Source organism: Jeongeupia chitinilytica, assembly GCF_014652315.1.
GTDB classification, from domain to species: Bacteria; Pseudomonadota; Gammaproteobacteria; order Burkholderiales; family Chitinibacteraceae; genus Jeongeupia; species Jeongeupia chitinilytica.
The window spans coordinates 147,349-166,388 of the sequence record NZ_BMYO01000011.1 but is presented as its reverse complement, the minus strand read 5'-3'; the positions used below and the strand labels follow the sequence as shown (position 1 = coordinate 166,388).

The window sequence follows — 19,040 nt, the reverse complement described above, 5'->3', positions numbered from 1 at the left end:
GTCGGCGGAATCGGCGGCCGGCAAGTACCCGGTCGAAGCGGTCGAGGCGCTGGTGCGCACCTGCATCGAGGCAGAACGCTCGGTCGAAGGACGCGGCGAGGCGCCGCAGGATACGCTGCCGTTCGACCGCATCGACCAGACCGTCGCCATGGCGACGCTGTACGCCGCCGGCCATCTCAACCTGAAGGCCATCGCGGCGCTGACCAACTCGGGTACGTCGGCGCTTTGGCTGTCGCGCTACATCAGCGGCACGCCGGTGTACGGGTTCACGCGCGATCTGACCACCTACCGCAAGATGGCGCTGTTCCGCCACGTGCAGCCGGTGCTGATGGGGGCGGACATGGTCGATCGCGACGCGCAGATCACCCACGTGCAGACGGCGCTGCTGCAAGCCGGGGTGGCGGCGGCCAATGACCGGATCGCGCTGACGTTCGGTCAGCCGGCCGGACAGGGGGCCAACACGCTGCGGATTCTGGAAATCAGCGCACGCTGACCGACGCACCGACCGCAAAAGGCCCGCTGTTGCGGGCCTTTTTGCGTGAACGGCCGGCCCCTGCGGCAGACGGCGCCAGCAGGAAGCCCACCGAAAATCGCATGCCCTTGTCACGGTACGCTATCGTGACACTCGGGAAAGCGGTGATTGCGCCGGCGGACGGCGGCAGGGTAAAAGCGCGGCCCGGGACGAAAACGCTGTCCGCCACGCGCGGCGCAGACCGGTCCGGCCCCGTTCAACCGGTTCAACTCCATATCGAGAAATCCATGCGATTCGCATCCAAATGGTTGTCGCTGTTCCTGACCGGCAACCTGATCCTGCTCATCCTCGCCGGCATGGTCGGCGGTGCGCTGCTGGCGCTGGCCTGGCCGGCCGCAGGCGAGGCCGCCGCCTTGCTCGGTACTATGTTCGTCAGCGCGCTCAAGGCCATTGCCCCGTTGCTGGTGCTGCTGCTGGTGGCGTCGTCGATCGCCAACAAGCGTCGCGGCAGCGCCACCGGCATGCAGCTGGTGCTGGTGCTGTATCTGGTCGGCACCTTTGCCGCAGCGCTGGTCGCAGTCTGCGCCAGCTTCCTGTTCCCGTCGTCGCTGACGCTGGTGACCGCGGCGGCGTCGACCAATCCGCCGAGCGGCATTACCGAAGTGCTGCGCAGCCTGCTGCTGCAGGTGTTCGACAATCCGGTCCACGCGCTGGCCAACGCCAACTACATCGGCGTGCTGGCCTGGGGCGTTGCACTCGGCTTCGCGCTGCATCACGGCAGCGAGCCGACCCGGCAGATCCTCGCCGATGTCTCGCACGCGGTATCGCGCATCGTGCAGATCGTGATCCGTTTCGCGCCGTTCGGCGTGTTCGGCCTGGTCGCTGAGTCGGTTGCGGCGACCGGCTTTTCGGCGCTGCGCAGCTACTCGCACGTGCTGCTGGTCCTGCTCGGCTCGATGGCCTTCGTCGCCCTGGTCGTCAACCCGCTGATCGTCGCCGTGGTCACCCGCCGCAATCCGTATCCGCTGGTGTTCACCTGCCTGCGCGAAAGCGGCATCACCGCATTCTTCACCCGCAGCTCGGCGGCGAACATTCCGGTGAACATGCAGCTGTGCGAAAAGCTGGGCCTGAACGAGGACACCTATTCGGTGTCGATTCCGCTCGGCGCGACGATCAACATGGCCGGTGCCGCGATCACGATCACGGTGCTGACGCTGGCGGCGACCAACACGCTCGGCATTCCGGTCGACCTGCCGACGGCGCTGCTGCTGTGCGTGGTCGCCAGTCTGGCCGCGTGCGGCGTGTCCGGTGTGGCCGGCGGTTCGCTGCTGCTGATCCCGATGGCGTGCAGCCTGTTCGGCATGCACAACGACGTGGCGATGCAGATCGTCGCGATCGGCTTCATCATCAGCGTGATCCAGGATTCGGCCGAAACGGCACTCAACAGCTCGACCGATGTGCTGCTGACCGCTGCCGCGTGCATCGCCCGCGATCCGCATTCGGTCCCGCGCTGATCCGCGCAGGTCCGGACGAAAACAGCCCGCCATCGCGGGCTGTTTTCACGTGGTGAAGGTGCGCCGGCGCAATTACCGGTTGCGAAAGAAAACCGATTGCCGTCGCGGTAACGGGCCGGCGGCGAGGTATCATGGCGGCCTGACCCATCAGGACTCTCGCCGCGTGAGCCAAGACCCCGCACCGGATCGCAAGCCGACCATTTCCGACGTTGCCGCACTGGCCGGCGTCTCGCGCGCGGTGGCGTCGCGCGCCTTGTCGAGCGAGCCGCGACCGGTGGCCGCCGGCAAGCGCCAGCGTGTGCTCGAAGCGGCGCAGCAGCTCGGCTTCACGCCCAATCTGCTGGCGCGCAGCCTGACGACGCGCTCGGTCAATCTGGTCGCCATCATCGTCAACCACATCCATGACCTGAGCGACCTCGACCTGTTCGACCTGTTGCTCAGCGAGATCCAGACCCTCGGCAAGCAGGTGATCCTGCTGCGGGTCGGCTCGGTCGACCGGGTCGAGGACTTCCTGCGCAGCGGCATCGCTTGGCACGTCGATGCGGTGCTGGTGTTCTCCGATTTCGCCGACGCCGCCACCGTGCGCAGGATGTTCGATACCGGGATGACGCTGATGCTCAACGGCCGAGGCGATGCGCAGTCGCCGGCGGTGCTCGCCGACGAGGCCAGCGGCATCGCCGAAGCAGTGGCCCACGCCGCGGCCAAAGGCGTGCGCGACGTGGTGCTGGTGACCGGGCGTGCGACGTCGAGCGTCGAGGCGGCGCGGATCGACTGCTACCGTGCCGCGTTCGCGCAGCACGGCCTGCGCCTGCTGCAGACGCTGCAGGGCGACTACTCGTACGACAGCGGCCACGCTGCCGGGTCGTCGCTGTTCGACGCCGGCGAGCCCGATGCGGTGTTCTGCACGTCGGACGCGATGGCGATGGGCATTCTCGACGTGCATCGTGCGTCGTTCACCGACGGCCGGCCGACGCGGTTCCGCCTGTACGGCTTCGACGACCTGTCGCTGACGCACTTCGATGCCTACCCGGTCGCATCGATCGGTTACGCCAAGCGCGACTACGTGCGCGAAATCCTGAAAATCCTCGCCGATCCCGGCTGCTTCAGCCCCGGCATGCCGCCGGTGCGGGTGCCGACGCGGTTCGTGCCGCGCAGCAGTGCAGGCTGAACCGGAGATGAAAAAGCCGCGCAATGCGCGGCTTTTTTGCGGGTAGCGGACCGGCTTACTTGCTGTCGGCGAGCGACGGCGGGTTGGCGGTCTTGCCCCACCACTTCTTGTAGTTGGCCTCGTACGCGCCGGACTTGATGTAGTCGTCGACAAAGCCGTTGATCATGGCGAGGAACTTCGGATCGCCCTTGGCGATGCCGATGCCGATCGGGTCGTTCGAGTACAGGCCCGGCAGTGTCACCAGCGCGTTGTTCTTGGTGGCGAGGTAGTCGAGCAGCGACGAGTCCTCGATGCCGGCGTCGACGCGCTTCTGCTGCAGCAGCAGCACGCCTTCCGGCGCGAAGTTGTCGGTGTAGACAAGCTTGGCGCCCGGTACTTCGCGCTTGATGAAGGCTTCGCCGGTGCTGCCGCGGCCGACGACAATGTTCTTGCCGTTCAGGCCCTTGATGTCCTTGATGCCGGCGCTCTTCTGCACGATCAGCCGCAGGCCGGCACGGTTGTACGGATGGGAGAAGTCGATCGCCTTGGCGCGCTCGGGCGTGATCGACACGTTGGCGACGACGAGGTCGAGCTGGCCCGACATCAGCATCGAGATCCGTGCATCACCGGAAACGTCGGTGAACTCGGGTTTCACGCCGAGCTTGGCGGCGATCCTGTTGGCGACGTCGACGTCGTAGCCGACCGGATTGTTGCGGGCATCGCGAAAACCGACCGGCTCGCCGCCGAGCGAGACGCCGATGCGCACGGTGCCGCGCGCCTTGATGTCCTCGAGCTTGCCGGCAACGGCTGTCGCGGAAGTGAAAGCGAGGCCGGTGGCCAGCGCCAGAACGGTCAAGCCGGAGAAGAGACGTTTCATGATGAGATTTCCCTGTCAGCGTTCGGTTGGAGTTTGGAGCCCGTTAGGCGCGCAATGCCGTGCGCAGCTCCGGCTGCGACATCGACGGTTCCCACAGCCAGTACTTGATGTCGCCCTGGCAACGGAAATTCACGACCCGGTGATCGCCGTGGGCGTCGATCGCATGGATCACCACCCCGGCGAGGAAACCGGTCGACAGTTCGGACAGCTCTTCGACCGCGAGTGCGACCGCGTCTTCGAGCGAATGGCCCAGCTTCATCGCCAGCACGATGCTGCGCGACGTGCTGCAGCGTACGGTCATTTCACCGGTATGGGTACACGCGGCAGCACCGTAGCGGCTGTCGGCGTAGAAGCCGGCGCCGGCAATCGGCGAATCCCCCAGCCGGCCCGGATACTTCCAGGCCCAGCCCGACGTCGACGTCGCGCTGTGGATACCGCGCTGGCTGTCGCGGCACAGGAAGACCGTGGTGTCGCGCACGCGCTCGGGGTCGGTGATCGTCGTCGACAGCGGAATCAGCGGCACGTCGGGGAACCTGGCCGCGTCGGCGCCGAGTTCCTTTTCGAGCCGTTCCCACCAGATGCGCTTGCTGTCGTCGAGCAGCGTTTCTTCCGGCGAGAAACCGGTTTCAATCGCAAACCGTTTGGCCCCTTCACCGGTGAGCATCACGTGCGGCAGCCGCTGCATCACCTGCTGCGCGACCGCGCATGCCGGCAGGATGTCGGGCAGGGCACCGACGGCGCCGACGTCACGGGTCGTGCCGTCCATCACCGCGGCGTCGAATTCCATCCTGCCCAGCATGTTCGGCCAGCCGCCGTAGCCGACGCTGCGAACGCTGGTCTCGCGCTCGACCTTGCCGATGCCGGCAACCATGGCGTCGAGCCCGTGGGCGCCCTGTTTCAGCAGCGCGACCGAGTCGGCAAAGCCGGGCCAGGCTTCGGAGTTGGCCAGCAGAATCATCGTGTCATCCCTTGCTCATATTGGAGAGAAACTGCCGGACGCGCGGGTTCGCGAGCCCGCCGTCGTCGGCGAAGAATTCGGCGGTCGGCAGGTCGACCAGCAGCCGGCCTTTTTCCAGAAACACCACCCGGCTGGAGATCGTCCGGGCGAACTCGACCTCGTGGGTGACGAAGACCATGGTCGTGCCCTCGTCGGCCAGTCGTGCAAGGATGCGCAGCACTTCGGCCGTCATTTCCGGGTCGAGCGCGCTGGTGACTTCGTCGAGCAGCAGATAGCTCGGGTTCACCGCGAGTGCCCGGGCGATGCCGACACGCTGGCGCTGTCCGCCGGACAGTTGGGCCGGATAGGCATCGGCGCGCTCGCTGAGGCCGACCGAGGCCAGCAGTGCGCGCGCATCGGCTTCGGCTTTTGCCTTCGGCACCTTGAGCACTTCGACCGGCGCCAGCATCAGGTTCTGCACCGCGGTCATGTGCGGGTAGAGGTTGAACAGCTGGAATACCGTTGCCGAACGCTTGCGCGCCTCGGCCAGCTCCTTCGGCCGCGCGACGTCGAAACCGTCGACTGAGATGCGCCCGCCGTCGAGCTTCTCCAGCCCGTTGATGCAGCGGAGCAGCGTCGACTTGCCCGAGCCGGACGAGCCGAGGATGGACACCACTTCGCCTTTCTCGACCTTCAGGTCGATGTGGTCGAGCACGGTGACGCCGTTGAATACCTTGCGTACGCCTTCGATCTTGATCATGTCACAGCCCTTTCCAGTCGCTGTGGACGCGCAGGCGCGCCTCCAGCTTGCCACCCAGCCGCGCAATCAGCTTGGCGCACAGGTAATACAGCACGCCGACGGCCGTCCAGACGATGAACGGTTCGAGCGTGCGCAGATTGAGGATGTTGCCGATCTTGGTCAGGTCGACGACGCCGATCACCGACACCAGCGACGTCACCTGCAGCTGGTTCACCGCCAGACCGATCAGTGGACCGATGGCGAAGGCGGTCGCCTGCGGCGAGACGACGCGGCGCAGCGTCTGCCAGCGGGAGAGGCCGAACACCCGCGCCGCTTCGATCTGGTCGCGGCCGACCGACTCGATCGCCGATACGGCGATCACGTAGATGAAGGCCGCGGTGTTGCCCGACAGCGTGATCACCGCCGCCTGCACCGGCGTGACGTTGATCTGCGCCAGCACCGGCAGGCCGAAGAACACCAGGAAAAGCTGCACCAGCACCGGCGAATTCTTCAGCGTCTCGGCGACCAGCATCACCAGCTGCATCAGCACGGGAATCCGGTAGAAGCGCACCGTTGCCCACGCGATGCCGAGGACCAGCCCGATCGCCGACGTGGCGAGGAAGACCAGTACCGACACCGACAGGCCCTGCCCGAGCAGGACGAGGTCGTACCAGGTAAAGCTGCCGTATTGCATCAGGACACGACCTCCACGATGTCGCGGTTCAGCCGCCGGTGCAGCGCGCCGATCGCCAGCGAGACGCTCCACGTCAGCGCGGCGTAGACGACGAGCAGGACGAAATAGACCTCGAACGGCCGGAAGGTGTCGGACGCGACGATCTTGGCCGACCCGGTGAGTTCGTTCAGGGTGATCGTCGACAGGATCGACGAGGTCAGGATCAGGTTGACCAGCACCGCGCCGAGCGGACGGATCGAGGTGCGCAGCGCGATCGGCATGACGATCTTCAGGAAGACGGTGCGCTTGTGAAGGCCGAACACCTGCGCGGCCTCAATCACGCCCGGGTCGATCGCGAGGATGCCCGAGCGGATCACATTCGACGTGAACGCGCCGCCGGCGATCGACAGCGCGACCACGCCGGTGGTGAAGGCGTCGATGTAAAGGCCGAGCACCGGCAGACCGAAGTAGAAGAAGAACATCTGCACGATGAACGGCACGTTGCGGAAGATGTCGACGTAGACGTCGGCAATCCGCCGCAACGGTTTCGACGCCGACGTCGACGCGATCGCCACCAGTGCGCCGGTGACGACGCTGCCGACCAGCGCCAGCACACAGGCCTGGGCGGTCAGAATGACGCCGTCACGCAGGACGCCGAGGTAGGGGAGGAGGACCGTGAGGTCGAACTGCATCGTGGTTCACCCTGAAAGTGAAATCGGTTTCAATTTACGGGCCGGCGCTTCCGGCCGTCAATACCGCGAGCATGGGGTGTTTCCTCCATGCCGACCCCGTATCAGCCGGCATCGGGGCAGGACCCGGGCACGGGGAGCGCGGTGCATGCCGGCTCGCCGGCGGGCTCAGTGCGCGGCGCGACGATGCGTCTTGATCGCGTACATCGCCGCATCGGCTAGCTGCAGCGCGGCGTTCGGATCGGTGCCCGCGGGGTCGACCGCCACCACGCCGACGCTGGCGCCGCCGTAGTCCAGGCGGGTGTCGCCGACGGTCAGGGCGGTCACGGTCTGAGCGAACAGCCGTTGCTGGAAACGGTGTGCCGCCTGTGCCGGCGGCGTATCGTCGGTCGGCCCCATGCCGATCGCGACAAACTCGTCACCGCCGATCCGGGCAAGGAAGTCGCCGGCGCGCAAGGTCGTCGACAGCTGTGCCGCAACCTGCCGCAGCAACTGGTCGCCGGCGTCGTGGCCGTGGGTGTCGTTGACCGACTTGAAGCCGTCCAGATCGATGAGCCCGATCAGCACCCGATGGGCACTGCGGCTGGACAACGAGAACAGCCGGCCGAGCTCCTGCAGCAGCGCGCGACGGTTGGGCAGGCCGGTCAGCGGATCGGTCAGCGCCTGTTGCGACAGTTCGCGGTTGGCCTGCTGCAGTTGCTGCAGCAGCTGTTCGCGCTCGACATGTTCGGCGATCAGCCGAGCGAACAGCGCGATGATGCGGTCCGTGCCGGACGACAGCGTCCGCGGCGTGGCGCTGGCGGCGCACAGCGTGCCGTACAGTTCGCCCGAACGCATGCGCACCGGGGTGCTCAGATAGGTGCGGATGCCCAGTGCACGGGCCGCATCCGAATCACCCCAGCAGTCGGCGACGTTGGCGGTGTACATCCGCCCTTCGTCGAGCGCCCGCTTGCACAGCGTGTCGTTCCAGTCGACCGACAACCCTTCCGGAATCTCCAGCGCCGAGGCACGGGCATTCCGCGCGTACAGGATGTCCTGTTTGCCGAGTGCGACGTCGATCGTCGTCAGATAGGTCGATTCCAGCCCGGTGACCGTTTCGAGCATTTCCAGCAACGGCCGGGTCAGGGTTTCAAGATTGCGCGCTTCGGTGACGGTATCCGACAGCGCCAGCAGCATCGATTCCACGCGTATGCATCCTTCCAGTCTTGTTTTGCATGCCGGTGCGGGGCGGGCAAGGCTGCCGGCCGAATCGGCGAATACCGATGATGCCGAGGATTGCCGCGCCGGAAAAGGCCCGTCACGTCCCGATTGCAAAGACCGGAAGCTTCGCTCTCCGGTCGCCAGTCAGCCCCGCGGTCATGCGGCAGCAATCCGCCGCGTTGAATCCTGCTTCCGGGCAGGTGCGCCTGCCCTGTTCGCTGCGCAGATGAGGTGCTCGGGGCGGCGAGACTGGCGGGATCGGGAGCGCCATCGGCACCGGAACACCGTCCGATGCACTCCGAAACGCGTCCGGCCCGGTGACCGGGCCGCGCGGCTGACTCCACATGACTGCACAGCAAATGTACGGCACGAAACCGGGTCGCTGATCACCGATGAGCAATGGCTGGCCGGAACGGCGCACACGCAATGATGGCGGAATTGGCACAAAGCCAATATGCACCGGACTCGAATGCCCGCAATTGTCGTCCCGGGCGTATCGAGAGCCCGGTAAGGAAACGGATTCTTCTCTGGCTGCAAAGGCGGGATGTATCAAAGCCGACCGGATCTGACGCTCCGGATTACTGGTGACGGCGTTCTGGATATGCGCGGCCGTGCTTGCAGTCTTCGCTCTGCGACATTTGCCACTCCGGGTGAAAACCGAAGCACGCCGGTGTGTCCGGAAACCTGCCGAGGATACCCGTCCAAATCCGGATACGGCCGCCTTGTTCCGTAACGGCGCGGCGGTCCGTGTGACGCCGCATGTGCCGAGCAGGAGCCTTCAAAAGCGCCGGCGAAGCTGCCTGTTTTTGGCGTGCGCCGTTTGGCTCCGACGGGCGGAATTGCAGCTGTCATTGTGCTTACCGTTTTTTTTGAGAAAAAGGCCTGTTTCTGACTTAAATGTAATTATTCGATTGCAAAAATGCGTGCTCCGCCCGCTTTTTCACAAAGGAAATACGGTACCGCTTTTGAGGCAGGACTGATTTTGCATTCCTGTTTGAATGTCGGAAAGAAGCGCCATTTTTGCCATAAATGGCAGTGCTACGCACCATTCAGCAAGGAAATGGCCCCGCCTTCTCCAGGTCGTTGCTGCAGCGCAATGAAGGCAAGTCGCTTGGTGGGGAAACAACAAAAACACTGATCCAGCGTAAAAGTGAGAACAGGTGAATATGCGTGTGTCGTAAGATGGTTTTGATCACTTCTTACTTGATTGTGGTCATTTTTTTTAAACAAGTGTTTCTAAAAAGGTACTGATTATCATGCGTCTGCTTTCCTTGAATGAAATGAATCTGGTGGCCGGTGGTGCGACGGAAGTGCGTCTGTCGTTCGAATCCCCGAACGTTGATCTGACCATTCCGAATCCGCCGTCGGGCGGCAGCACCGGCGGTGGCAGCACCGGTGGCAACCCCACGGAAGTCAAGTATTCGTGGGAAGCATAAAACGGTCCGTCTATCCGGTTGATTCAGCCGGATGAATGATCGTATGAACGAGCCGGCACATCCGGCTCGTTCATGAAACAGGCTGCGTTGATTGAGTGTTCGGAAAATGAACGATCAAAGAAGCAGTTTGGGGCCGGAGTCGGGTGTTTGACCGTGTGATGCGATCTCCAATTGAAGTGGTTGTGGCTGATTTGATATGACTGACCTGTACAGAACAGAAGCGCTGGAAAATACGGATTCGCAGAGCCTGGGGTCAATCGTGCTGGCGCGTCCGTTCGGACTTCACGCTGTAGCCATTGTTGCCGCTGTGCTGGTCATTGCACTCGTTTTCATGGTCACGCTGACAAGCTACACCAGAAAAATCTCGGTGCAGGGCAGCTTGCAGCCAGACCATGGCGAATTGAAAGTTCTGGCCACATCCAGCGGTATCGTGATGGAAATAAAGGCGCGGGAAGGCGCAAGAGTAACCGCCAGGCAAAGCTTGTTTTCGATTTCCAACGAACGCTTTGCCAAGGCGCCGGTTCAGGAGTCATTGAGCAGATCCGTCGAGGACAAGATTTCCAGTCTGGAAAAAGAGCGGTCGCTGGATGCCGAATCGGTCATGAACAAGAGAAATGCACTGCATGAAAAGATGGCTACCTTGAAAGCGAGTTCTACCCTGCTTCAGGAAAAGCGCGTTGTGCAGGAGAGAAAGTTCGAAATTATCAATCAGAGCTATAGAAAGCAGATTGAACTCAAAAGCAGCGGTTTCATTTCCGAATTGGGCCTCAAGCAGAAAGAACAGGAGCTGATCGACCAGGAGGCGCATCTGGTCGATCTGAAAAAAGCGGCACTGGAACTGGATTCCGAAATGAAAAGCGTCCTGGCCCAGGATCAGGCACTGAGCCTGGCACAGAAAAAGGAACAGGGTGAGCTGCAGAGGGTGATTGGATCGGCGAAGACAGACCTGATACAGAGTGAAGCCAATCAGGAGGCCAGCATCATTGCGCCTCTGACGGGGGAACTGGTTTCGCTCCTGGTGATGAAGGGCCAGTTCGTTGCCCCGGGGCAGCTGCTGGCCAGCATCTACCCGGATGGTGCAACGCTGGAAGCGGTGCTGTACGTACCGTCTGCGGCGATCGGGTTCGTGAAAAAAGGTTCGGTCGTCAACCTGAAATACGATTCATATCCCTACCAGAAATTTGGGTCTCCCAAAGGCAGGGTAAAAATGATATCGAAAATAGCCATTGCATCGGCTGAGCTGAAAAACGAGATGATCAATCGCGGTTTCTTTTACAAGGTCCTTGTCGAACTGCCGCGTCAGAGTATCGATACATACGGGATCAAGTCCGAATTGCGTGCGGGGATGGCCGTACAGGCGGAAATTGAAGTGGAGACGCGCAGGTTGTACGAGTGGGTTCTGGATCCGATTTTTAGCTTGAAAGAAGATGCATAAGATGAAACTGGATTTGGGCCTTAAATTGAACCCGGCACATCATTTGCCGATCATCTACCAGTCCGAAGCGTCCGAGTGTTCGCTGGCTTGTCTGGCCATGATGGCAAGGTACTATCGCTACGACATCGATTTGTACCATATCCGGAAAAAAATCAACGTTACCCTGAACGGGTTGACCCTGACCGGGGTCAACGGCGTTGCAATGGAGCTGGGTTTCAATAGCCGCGCCATTCGTCTCGATATGGACGAATTTTCCGAAATCAAGCTGCCGATCATCCTGCACTGGAACTTCAACCACTACGTCGTGCTGAAAAGCATTCAGGGCGACAAGTACACCATCCACGATCCGGCCGATGGCATCCGGGTGCTGAGCAAGGCCGAGTTCAGCAAAAGATTCACCGGCGTTGCGCTGGAGTTATGGCCAAGCAGCACGTTTGAAGAAAAGAAAGAGCGACAGAAGGTATCGATCGGGTCGCTGGTCGGCAATGTGGTGGGCTTGAAGGGGATCGTAGCCAGAATCCTCCTGGTGGCACTGGCGCTCGAGTTGCTCTCGCTGGCCGTGCCCTTGTTTGGGCAGTGGGTGATCGACAATGTCATCCCCAGCAGTGATCGCAGCCTGTTGCTGATATTGAGTTTCGGGTTCCTGATCGTCTGCCTGATGGTGGGCGCTGTGAAGGTCATCCGTGAGTGGTATATCCTGCACGCCAGCATTCACATCAGCCTGCAATGGTCGATCAACTTGTACCGGAAGCTGTTGAGCCTGCCGATCGATTTTTTCGAGAAACGCCATGCCGGCGATGTGGTGTCCAAATTCAATTCGTTCAGGCGGATTCAGGAAACGATTTCCAGCGCGTTGCTCGGTGCACTGTTCGATGGCGTTATGGCCGTCGGCATGCTGATCCTGATGGTGATTTACAGTTCGTCGTTGACCATGATCACGGTCGCTGCGACGCTGCTGTATATCGTTATCCGGACAATGCTGATTTCCCCGTTGAGGCATGCAACCGAAAAATTCATCGTCACCTCGGCTAATTCCGATAATCATTTCCTCGAAACGATCCGTGGCGTGCGCAGCATCAAGATGAACGGAATGGATGATTCCAGAAAATCGTCCTGGTTCAATTTGGCGGTGGATCTGGCCAATGCTGAAGCCAATTCGAGAAAGCTGCATATTCTCTATGATTTTGCTAACAGCCTGATTTTTGGTTCGCAGGCGATTCTGGTTCTCGCCGTCGGCGCTCAACTCGTGATGAGCCAGTCATTGTCGATCGGCATGCTGATGGCCTATGTGGCGTACAGCAGCCAGTTCATTTCACGCGTCGCGTCTTTTGTCGATGTGGTCGTTTCGATGAAAATGCTCAGCGTTCATTGTGAACGATTGGCCGATATTGCACTCAATGAATCGGAGGATTATCAGGATGCCGGCAAAACGAACCGGCAGATCGGCGCCTATTCGATCTCGGTCGATGGATTGAATTTCCGGTATTCCGAAAATGATTCGCCTATTCTGTCCGATGTCAGTTTCAACGTGGCGGAAGGCGAGTCGGTGGCGATCATTGGTCCGTCAGGCTGCGGGAAGACAACGCTGCTGAAAATACTGACCGGCATACTGAAGCCGACATCCGGGAAAATCATGTTCGGTGATGTCGACGTTTCAAAGGTAAAACTGAAACAGCTGCGTGGGCTGGTTTCCGTCGTCATGCAGGATGATCAGCTGCTGTCCGGTTCAATCAAGGACAATATCGTGATGTTTTCGGCACAGCATGATAGCGAACGAATGATCGAAGTATGCCGGCTTGCAGGCATTCATTCGCAAATCCTCGACATGCCAATGCAATATTATACGCTGGTGGGCGATATGGGGACGACGCTGTCCGGCGGACAGAAACAGCGCATCCTGCTGGCAAGAGCACTCTATCAGCAGCCCAGATTTCTTTTTCTGGACGAGGCGACCAGCCATCTGGACGTGGATAGTGAACGGTGTGTCAACGATGCGATCAGGAAAATGCGCATTACCCGGCTGATCATTGCCCATCGGCCCGAAACCATCAAGTCGGCTGATCGAGTTATCGACTTGAGCAAAATCAACGAAGCCACCGATAGGGAGATCGCTTGTGTTTGATGCATTCTCAACGTCAAGAGTCGTAAACGAGCAGAACACGCCGCTCTACAGGAACTTCCTGCCGGAGGCGTCGTTCATCAGATTTGAAGCGTGCAGGCTTCGCAACGCCAGCGTGGCGTGGATCAATTTCGATCTGATGAGCGAGCTGGGAGTGCCTGTCAGGACGGCTGCGGACCTCGAGGCATTGAAGCTGGCATTGCTGGAATCATTTGCGTACATGATTCCGAACGAACGTGACGATCCGGCTGCGTTCGACCTGAACGACACGCGCGAATTTCTGGCCGAGCGTTATGGTGATTTTGGCGAGCAGTGCAATGGCGGCGGTGTGCGCTGCGGTCTGAACGGACATTTCCAATCAAAAGGCATCGGGCGCTCGCTGTTGGCCGGCCGGAAGATGGATTTCTGGCACACGCACGGGGGGGCCACGATTGAAGAAGGCATTCGCGAGGCGATCTGGGGAGAGGTATTCAATCAGGAGCTGCCCTTTGGCGCGGTTCGGATTCTGGCGGTCATCGCGACGGGGAAAGCAACGGCATACGATTTTGGCCTGCTAAAGAAGGAAGGGCAGGATGAACCGCCTGGCGGCTTGATGATTCGGCAAGCCAACCTCCGGCCGGCGCATTATCAGCGGGCACCTTTTTACCAGCCGCTGAAAGAGCTGGGCGGAAATTTCGTACATGACGCCGTTCGAACGGAAAAGGCGATGGCCATGATCCACAAGGCGCTGTCGCTGCCCGACAACGCTTCTTTCAACGAGATCATTACGGCATGGCAAGCGACATCGGAAAAATTCGCCCAGCAGGTTGCTTATTCAAAATTGCTGCGTCTGGCGCATGGCTCACTTACGCAGGGGAATATCGACCTCAGTGGCAAGTATATCGATTTCGGGACCACATCGGCATTGAGCGGTTATGGCAATCCCGTCATTTCACGCGGATTTCCGGCCATCTGGCATGAAGCGCAGCAGCTGGCAGGCAATGTGACCTCGCTGGTTTTCTATGCAAACAAATATCTGAATCCCGATCTCGCCACCGACCTGCCGGCCTTGTCGCTGGCAATCGAAAAAGGCTTCTACCGGGCCTACGACAAGGGCATCGTGCAAGCTGCGTTGATGATTGCCGGATTTCCGTTGTCCATTCTGGTCGAGAATGACGAGACCACCGAGCTGGGCAATTTGATCGTCGCGATGGCTCGCGACAATACGCTGGACGGCTTGCCACTGGCGACCATTCCCGATTCGCTCGGTGGCTGCGACATGATCGGTTTTCTCAAGCTGGCGGCCCGTGAGGGGAGCGAACTTGCGGTCGGGCAGTGTGCCAGCGATGTGCAGAACTACCATGCCATAGAAAGGCTGGTGGCGCTGTATCGCGAGGTCTTTGCCGGGGCAAGGACGATGATGTCGAGCATGGGCGTTGCCGAGCCGGCATTCAAGCAACTGCTTGCCGGACGTATCGACCAATTTGCGATTGATTTGTCCCCGCTGTATCGCGATCGCCTGCAAGGCCGCATCAATGACGTGATCGGTGATCATGCCGCCGGTGACGGGCTGTGCTCGGCCATGACCTCGTTTGTCTCCGGCGTGCTGGATCAATCCGTCCGCACGCGTGCCTTTTGGGGCGAGTTCGAGTACTGCAAAAACTTCATGACGCTGCAGCCCGGGCTGGCGTACCGCGCAGAGGTTTACAGCGCGATCACGGCCAGCGAGGTGTTCCGCTACATATTCGCCGATGGCTATTTTGCGGAGCACGCTGCGGGCGAGGCGCTGCAACTGGTGCACCACAATCAGACGGTTCATCCCGTGCGCACCGGCAGGCACTGGGTCGTTGATTTTGACGCACCGATTTCACTGAGTGAACTCATTGCAGATGTTCCCCGGGTCTTAGCCTGATACGAGCGAATGTCTGTCGATAGGGAAACTGGAGCCGTTTTTCACCGGCTTCTGCCATTCCGATGATCCGAGGCCGGGAGAGGTCGATGCTGCAACTGAAGTTTGAGCCCGATGCATTTGAGGACGGGGTGAGCCGGCAAGTCGGTTTTGCCGCAAAAGTCATGTCCGAAAACAAGAAATACATGCAGTTCCAGTTTGCGGCCATTCCGCAATGGATCAGGATGCCGGTGGTACACGAGCAATGTAAGTTCTTCTTCGATGGCGGTGGTGATCCGGTCGGTTTCGTGACCTGGGCCATGGTTTCCGAGAAAACGCTGGCGACCATCTTCAGGGACAAGGATTACATCCTGCATGCCAGCGAGTGGAACGATGGCCGGATCGTCTGGATCATGGACTTGTGCGTCAATCGGGGCTATTTCAGGTCGGTTTTCCAATGCCTGAAAACATTCGATTTCGGTGGCAAGGAAATCTATTCGGCCAAAAGAAGGCTGGACGGTTCTTTTGTCAGGATAAAGAAATGGCAATGAAGTGCGCAGTCGCGTCCGGTCCCGGGCAGTTCCGGTCTTTGCTGGGCCAGTCTGTCGGCTCGGCCAGGATTTTCCTGATCAGCATGCAAACGCATGGTGCCGGCAGTGATTTTGCGGTGATGAGCGAGGTCGTCAGATACCTGCATGAGCAGCACGGTTTTTCGTTGTTGTGCATGGCCAGCGGATTCTATGACGGGCTGAAGATTGCAGAAAACGACCTTGGCCTGTCGTTGCGGTCGAGGATGGCTGGCTCGCTGTTCCGGATGTATGCCAACGCCGAAGAGCTGGTGGCCCTGTTCGACCATGTCGAGGCGCATGCCGGCACCGCGGGTGGGCTGCGTCTGGCGGGGGTCGACGTGCCCATGGGCGGGCGTTTTTCAAGCCAATGCCTGATACCCGAGATGATGGATTATCTGGACTCGCATTGCCTTGACCGGGCCGGTCTCGATGATTTTTTCAGCCTGTGCCAGTCCTATTTGTCGCTGGAGCCGGTCGAGCATGCAGCGCGCCGGCGCATCATGCAGGAGGGATTGGAGCGCCTAGAACGGCAGCTGTCCGCGAGCGGGCATCAGGACGCTGATTTCTGGAGACTGATGCTTGAAAACGTGAAGGCACGTTACGAATTCACCGAGTTCGGACAATCGCGTGACCGGCAAATGGCCAACAATTTCAGGGCCATTTACGAGGCGCTGCCGAAGGATGAAAAAGTAATCCTCTGGGGGCATGCCTGCCATCATTTGCCGATGGAGGGCAGTTTGGGAGGCTTCGTGAAATCCTGGTACGGCGACGATGTGTATGTTTGCCATCTGAGTGGGCATGGCGGGCATGTCATCGATTTCGAAACCGGAATGGCGACCGCGATTCCGGAGGCGGCTCCCGGGTTTGTCGAGGAAAAGCTGGCGTCTCTGGGGATGGAGACTGCGCTGATCACCGCGCTCCCCTCACGGCTGGCGTCGCCGGTCGGGGGTATCGATCTGGACGACGATGTTCAGGTCCGGTTGCTGGCCTATTCGTCGTCCTGCCCCCTGAATCGCGTATTTTCCAGTGCCGATGAGCGTGGTTTGATCGACGCGATCGTGTTTACCAGGGATATCGTTCCGACGAGGCAAATCCCGGGTGGCACGGCGTGTTGACGCGCACGCTTCGGAGCACGGTGCGCGGCGCATCCCTTGATATTGGCGGTTGCCCGTTACGAGCACCCTCGTGGGGCCGGGTAATGCGGCCCTGACGGTCCGGAAGCAAATGCCGGAGGATGACCGGTCAAGACGCCGGCGCACTTCGCGTGCGTGCTGGCTGCCTGCGTACCTACGTGCGAGCAGGGTGCTGTTGCGGGAGAGGGGACGGTTCCCCGGTGCGCATTCCCGGAGTCGTGGTGCCGCCGCGGGGGACACCCGCATTTGCGGCCCCGGTGCCGGCGGCGCTTTGTCGTTCTTCATCCCGGTTATTGCGGTGTTACCGGCCCGAGCCGGTGCCGCGGCGGTCGGCAATCCACTGCTGCACCTCAACGGTGAACGTGTCCGGTGCCTTCCGGTACATCCTGCGCGTGAGGTCGAGGATGGTGTGCCGGGCCAGCTCGTCCTCCATGCGCTGCTGGGCGCTGTCCATCACCGCCCGCACGCCGCAGGGGCCGTCGCAGGCCCATGCGGGCGGCGCCTCGTCGAACAGCGCCAGCCGCTGACGGATTTCGCGGCATTCGAACGCCGACTTCCGTCCGTCGATGGCCTGCACCACATCCAGCACGGTAATCAGCTCGCTGGCGCGCGCAAGGCGGAATCCGCCGCCCTTGCCTTCCGAACCGACCACCAGTCCGGCGCGGGACAGGCTGGTGAAGATTTTGGCGAGGTAGTCGTACGGCACGTTCTGCAGCGCAGCCATTTCGCGCACGCTCATTTCCCGCGCGTTGCCCCTGGCATCGACCATGTTCATCAGGCTGTGAATGCCGTACTCCACGCCGGAACTGTAAAACGCCATCGCGTGCCCTGTTTCAGGTTTCGTCCGGCTGATGATAACGCAGATACTCAGAATTATCTTGTCGCAGTTAACTCCGACAGATAGAGTGGGAGTTGTCGGGGCCGGCTGGCCCGCAAATCCGGAAGGAAACACCATGAAGCAACGCATTCTGATCATCGGCAGCGGTTTTGCCGGCATGTGGGCCGCCGTCGGCGCCGCACGACTGGCGTACCGCGAGGGGCGTGGCGATCTCGAGATCACGGTGCTGGCGCCCCAGCCCGAACTCCGGGTCCGTCCGCGTTTTTACGAAGCGAGCCCGGCCTCGATGACGGCCGATCTTCAGCCCCTGTTTGCCGCGCTCGACATCCGCTTCATTGCAGGCAGCGTCGAGCACATCGAGTACCGGGAAAACGCGGTCCGGTATCGCAATGCCGGGGCCGAAGCGGTCCGTATCACCTACGACCGGCTGGTTCTCGCGGGTGGCAGTCATCTGCGGCATGCCGGCGTGAAGGGCATGGCCGAACACGCGTTCGACATCGACCAGATGGAGACCGCGCAGCGCCTCGAAAGCCACCTCACCGCACTGGCAGAGCAGCCGGACAGCACGGCGCGCAATACCGTGCTGGTCTGCGGTGGCGGTTTTACCGGCATCGAACTGGCCACCGAACTGCCGTCACGGCTGAAATCGCTGTTCGGTAATGAAACGAATACCAAAGTGGTCGTAGTTGATCGCGGTTCCGTGATCGGCGGCCGCTACAGCGAAGCGCTGCGCGAGGTGATCCGCGAGGCCAGCGAGGAGCTCGGGGTGGAATGGCGGCTGAATGCCGGCGTCGAAGTGGTGGACGCTGCCGGCGTCACGTTGCAGGACGGCAGCCGCATCGACGCAGCCACCGTGATCTGGACCGCCGGGGTGAAGGCCAGCCCGCTCGGCGACGCCCTTGTTGCCGACCGCGATCCGCAGGGGCGTTTCATCGTCACACCGGAACTGCAGATTCCCGGTTACCCGGACATCTACGCGACCGGCGACATGGCGCACGCCAGAACGGACGACCTCGGCAACACGGCGCTGATGACCTGCCAGCACGCCATCCAGCTGGGCAAGTTTGCCGGTCACAATGTCGCGGCCAGCCTGCTGGGCATCGACCCGCTGCCCTATCGCCAGGTCAACTACGTGACCTGCCTCGATCTGGGCGCCTGGGGCGCGGTCTACACCGAAGGCTGGGACCAGCAGGTGAAACTGGTCCGTGACGAAGCCAAGAAGCTCAAGATCGCCATCACCAACGAGCTGATCTATCCGCCGGCAGCCGACCGCGATGCGGCCTTTGCCGCGGCCGACCCGCTGGCGAAATTCGTCTAGTTTTCCTGCGCCACACCCGAGTGCCCGGCGGCGCGCTCCGGCGGATCACCCGGTGTGACGGACGCCGCACCACTGCG

17 protein-coding genes are annotated in these 19,040 nt (G+C 61.2%); 10 read left to right on the top strand and 7 right to left on the bottom strand.

Features of this window, described 5'->3' with window-relative positions; translation table 11 throughout:
• From IE097_RS18335 to IE097_RS18325, 3 genes are all read left to right on the top strand, one after another.
• The coding region (locus tag IE097_RS18335; protein ID WP_308429734.1) for a pyruvate kinase alpha/beta domain-containing protein at positions 1-493 on the top strand (493 nt) is incomplete at its 5' end.
• A 266-nt stretch (positions 494-759) separates the two neighbouring features.
• Positions 760-1,986 carry a serine/threonine transporter SstT gene (gene sstT / locus IE097_RS18330; protein WP_189462351.1) on the top strand — a complete coding sequence of 409 codons (1,227 nt, stop codon included), beginning with the start codon at positions 760-762 and terminating at the stop codon, positions 1,984-1,986.
• Positions 1,987-2,149: 163 nt separating this feature from the next.
• The gene (locus IE097_RS18325) at positions 2,150-3,154 is read left to right on the top strand and encodes a LacI family DNA-binding transcriptional regulator (RefSeq protein WP_189462350.1); all 1,005 of its coding nucleotides are present in this window, start codon (positions 2,150-2,152) and stop codon (positions 3,152-3,154) included.
• A gap of 55 nt (positions 3,155-3,209) precedes the next feature.
• Here the strand turns inward: IE097_RS18325 and IE097_RS18320 are convergent, their stop codons facing one another.
• The 6 genes from IE097_RS18320 to IE097_RS18295 form a co-directional block, all read right to left on the bottom strand.
• A complete protein-coding gene (locus tag IE097_RS18320; protein WP_189462349.1) occupies positions 3,210-4,010 on the bottom strand; it encodes a transporter substrate-binding domain-containing protein in 801 nt (266 codons plus the stop codon).
• Positions 4,011-4,053: 43 nt separating this feature from the next.
• On the bottom strand, positions 4,054-4,968 hold the full coding sequence (locus IE097_RS18315) for a glycosylasparaginase (RefSeq protein WP_189462348.1): 915 nt from the start codon (positions 4,966-4,968) through the stop codon (positions 4,054-4,056).
• 4 nt (positions 4,969-4,972) lie between these two features.
• The gene (locus IE097_RS18310) at positions 4,973-5,707 is read right to left on the bottom strand and encodes an amino acid ABC transporter ATP-binding protein (protein ID WP_189462347.1); all 735 of its coding nucleotides are present in this window, start codon (positions 5,705-5,707) and stop codon (positions 4,973-4,975) included.
• Position 5,708: 1 nt separating this feature from the next.
• A complete protein-coding gene (locus IE097_RS18305) occupies positions 5,709-6,380 on the bottom strand; it encodes an amino acid ABC transporter permease (protein WP_189462346.1) in 672 nt (223 codons plus the stop codon).
• On the bottom strand, positions 6,380-7,051 hold the full coding sequence (locus IE097_RS18300) for an amino acid ABC transporter permease (protein WP_189462345.1): 672 nt from the start codon (positions 7,049-7,051) through the stop codon (positions 6,380-6,382). Before IE097_RS18300 ends, IE097_RS18305 begins: the two co-directional genes overlap by 1 nt.
• A gap of 165 nt (positions 7,052-7,216) precedes the next feature.
• Positions 7,217-8,224: a GGDEF domain-containing protein gene (locus IE097_RS18295; RefSeq protein WP_189462356.1), complete on the bottom strand. Its 1,008-nt coding sequence runs from the start codon at positions 8,222-8,224 to the stop codon at positions 7,217-7,219.
• Positions 8,225-9,504: 1,280 nt separating this feature from the next.
• On the opposite strand from IE097_RS18295, the gene IE097_RS18290 reads away from it, so the two are divergent.
• From IE097_RS18290 to IE097_RS18265, 6 genes are all read left to right on the top strand, one after another.
• Complete coding sequence (locus tag IE097_RS18290; protein ID WP_189462344.1) at positions 9,505-9,684, top strand: hypothetical protein; 180 nt, start codon at positions 9,505-9,507, stop codon at positions 9,682-9,684.
• A gap of 196 nt (positions 9,685-9,880) precedes the next feature.
• Positions 9,881-11,119, top strand: coding sequence for an HlyD family secretion protein (locus tag IE097_RS18285; RefSeq protein ID WP_189462343.1), 1,239 nt, complete (start codon positions 9,881-9,883; stop codon positions 11,117-11,119).
• Position 11,120: 1 nt separating this feature from the next.
• Complete coding sequence (locus IE097_RS18280) at positions 11,121-13,241, top strand: peptidase domain-containing ABC transporter (protein WP_189462342.1); 2,121 nt, start codon at positions 11,121-11,123, stop codon at positions 13,239-13,241.
• The gene (locus tag IE097_RS18275) at positions 13,234-15,129 is read left to right on the top strand and encodes a hypothetical protein (RefSeq protein ID WP_189462341.1); all 1,896 of its coding nucleotides are present in this window, start codon (positions 13,234-13,236) and stop codon (positions 15,127-15,129) included. The genes IE097_RS18280 and IE097_RS18275 overlap by 8 nt, the downstream gene beginning before the upstream one ends.
• Before the next feature lie 86 nt (positions 15,130-15,215).
• The gene (locus IE097_RS18270) at positions 15,216-15,656 is read left to right on the top strand and encodes a toxin-activating lysine-acyltransferase (protein WP_189462340.1); all 441 of its coding nucleotides are present in this window, start codon (positions 15,216-15,218) and stop codon (positions 15,654-15,656) included.
• Positions 15,647-16,789 (top strand): erythromycin esterase family protein, encoded by a 1,143-nt coding sequence (locus tag IE097_RS18265; RefSeq protein ID WP_189462339.1) that lies wholly within the window; start codon positions 15,647-15,649, stop codon positions 16,787-16,789. Before IE097_RS18270 ends, IE097_RS18265 begins: the two co-directional genes overlap by 10 nt.
• 319 nt (positions 16,790-17,108) lie before the next feature.
• Here the strand turns inward: IE097_RS18265 and IE097_RS18260 are convergent, their stop codons facing one another.
• On the bottom strand, positions 17,109-17,627 hold the full coding sequence (locus IE097_RS18260; RefSeq protein ID WP_189462338.1) for an RrF2 family transcriptional regulator: 519 nt from the start codon (positions 17,625-17,627) through the stop codon (positions 17,109-17,111).
• 133 nt (positions 17,628-17,760) lie between these two features.
• Here IE097_RS18260 and IE097_RS18255 point away from each other — a divergent pair, with 133 nt between their 5' ends.
• On the top strand, positions 17,761-18,963 hold the full coding sequence (locus tag IE097_RS18255; protein ID WP_189462337.1) for an NAD(P)/FAD-dependent oxidoreductase: 1,203 nt from the start codon (positions 17,761-17,763) through the stop codon (positions 18,961-18,963).
• Positions 18,964-19,040: the final 77 nt, after the last annotated feature.

What these genes read in the sequence shown, in the direction of transcription:
- IE097_RS18265 (WP_189462339.1), top strand. Translation starts at nt 15,647, where the DNA reads ATGGCAATGAAGTGCGCAGTCGCGTCCGGTCCCGGGCAGTTCCGGTCT.
- IE097_RS18255 (WP_189462337.1), top strand. Translation starts at nt 17,761, where the DNA reads ATGAAGCAACGCATTCTGATCATCGGCAGCGGTTTTGCCGGCATGTGG.
- IE097_RS18285 (WP_189462343.1), top strand. Translation starts at nt 9,881, where the DNA reads ATGACTGACCTGTACAGAACAGAAGCGCTGGAAAATACGGATTCGCAG.
- IE097_RS18310 (WP_189462347.1), bottom strand. Translation starts at nt 5,707, where the DNA reads ATGATCAAGATCGAAGGCGTACGCAAGGTATTCAACGGCGTCACCGTG.
- IE097_RS18300 (WP_189462345.1), bottom strand. Translation starts at nt 7,051, where the DNA reads ATGCAGTTCGACCTCACGGTCCTCCTCCCCTACCTCGGCGTCCTGCGT.
- IE097_RS18320 (WP_189462349.1), bottom strand. Translation starts at nt 4,010, where the DNA reads ATGAAACGTCTCTTCTCCGGCTTGACCGTTCTGGCGCTGGCCACCGGC.
- sstT (WP_189462351.1), top strand. Translation starts at nt 760, where the DNA reads ATGCGATTCGCATCCAAATGGTTGTCGCTGTTCCTGACCGGCAACCTG.
- IE097_RS18305 (WP_189462346.1), bottom strand. Translation starts at nt 6,380, where the DNA reads ATGCAATACGGCAGCTTTACCTGGTACGACCTCGTCCTGCTCGGGCAG.
- IE097_RS18290 (WP_189462344.1), top strand. Translation starts at nt 9,505, where the DNA reads ATGCGTCTGCTTTCCTTGAATGAAATGAATCTGGTGGCCGGTGGTGCG.
- IE097_RS18260 (WP_189462338.1), bottom strand. Translation starts at nt 17,627, where the DNA reads ATGGCGTTTTACAGTTCCGGCGTGGAGTACGGCATTCACAGCCTGATG.
- IE097_RS18295 (WP_189462356.1), bottom strand. Translation starts at nt 8,224, where the DNA reads ATGCTGCTGGCGCTGTCGGATACCGTCACCGAAGCGCGCAATCTTGAA.
- IE097_RS18280 (WP_189462342.1), top strand. Translation starts at nt 11,121, where the DNA reads ATGAAACTGGATTTGGGCCTTAAATTGAACCCGGCACATCATTTGCCG.
- IE097_RS18270 (WP_189462340.1), top strand. Translation starts at nt 15,216, where the DNA reads ATGCTGCAACTGAAGTTTGAGCCCGATGCATTTGAGGACGGGGTGAGC.
- IE097_RS18315 (WP_189462348.1), bottom strand. Translation starts at nt 4,968, where the DNA reads ATGATTCTGCTGGCCAACTCCGAAGCCTGGCCCGGCTTTGCCGACTCG.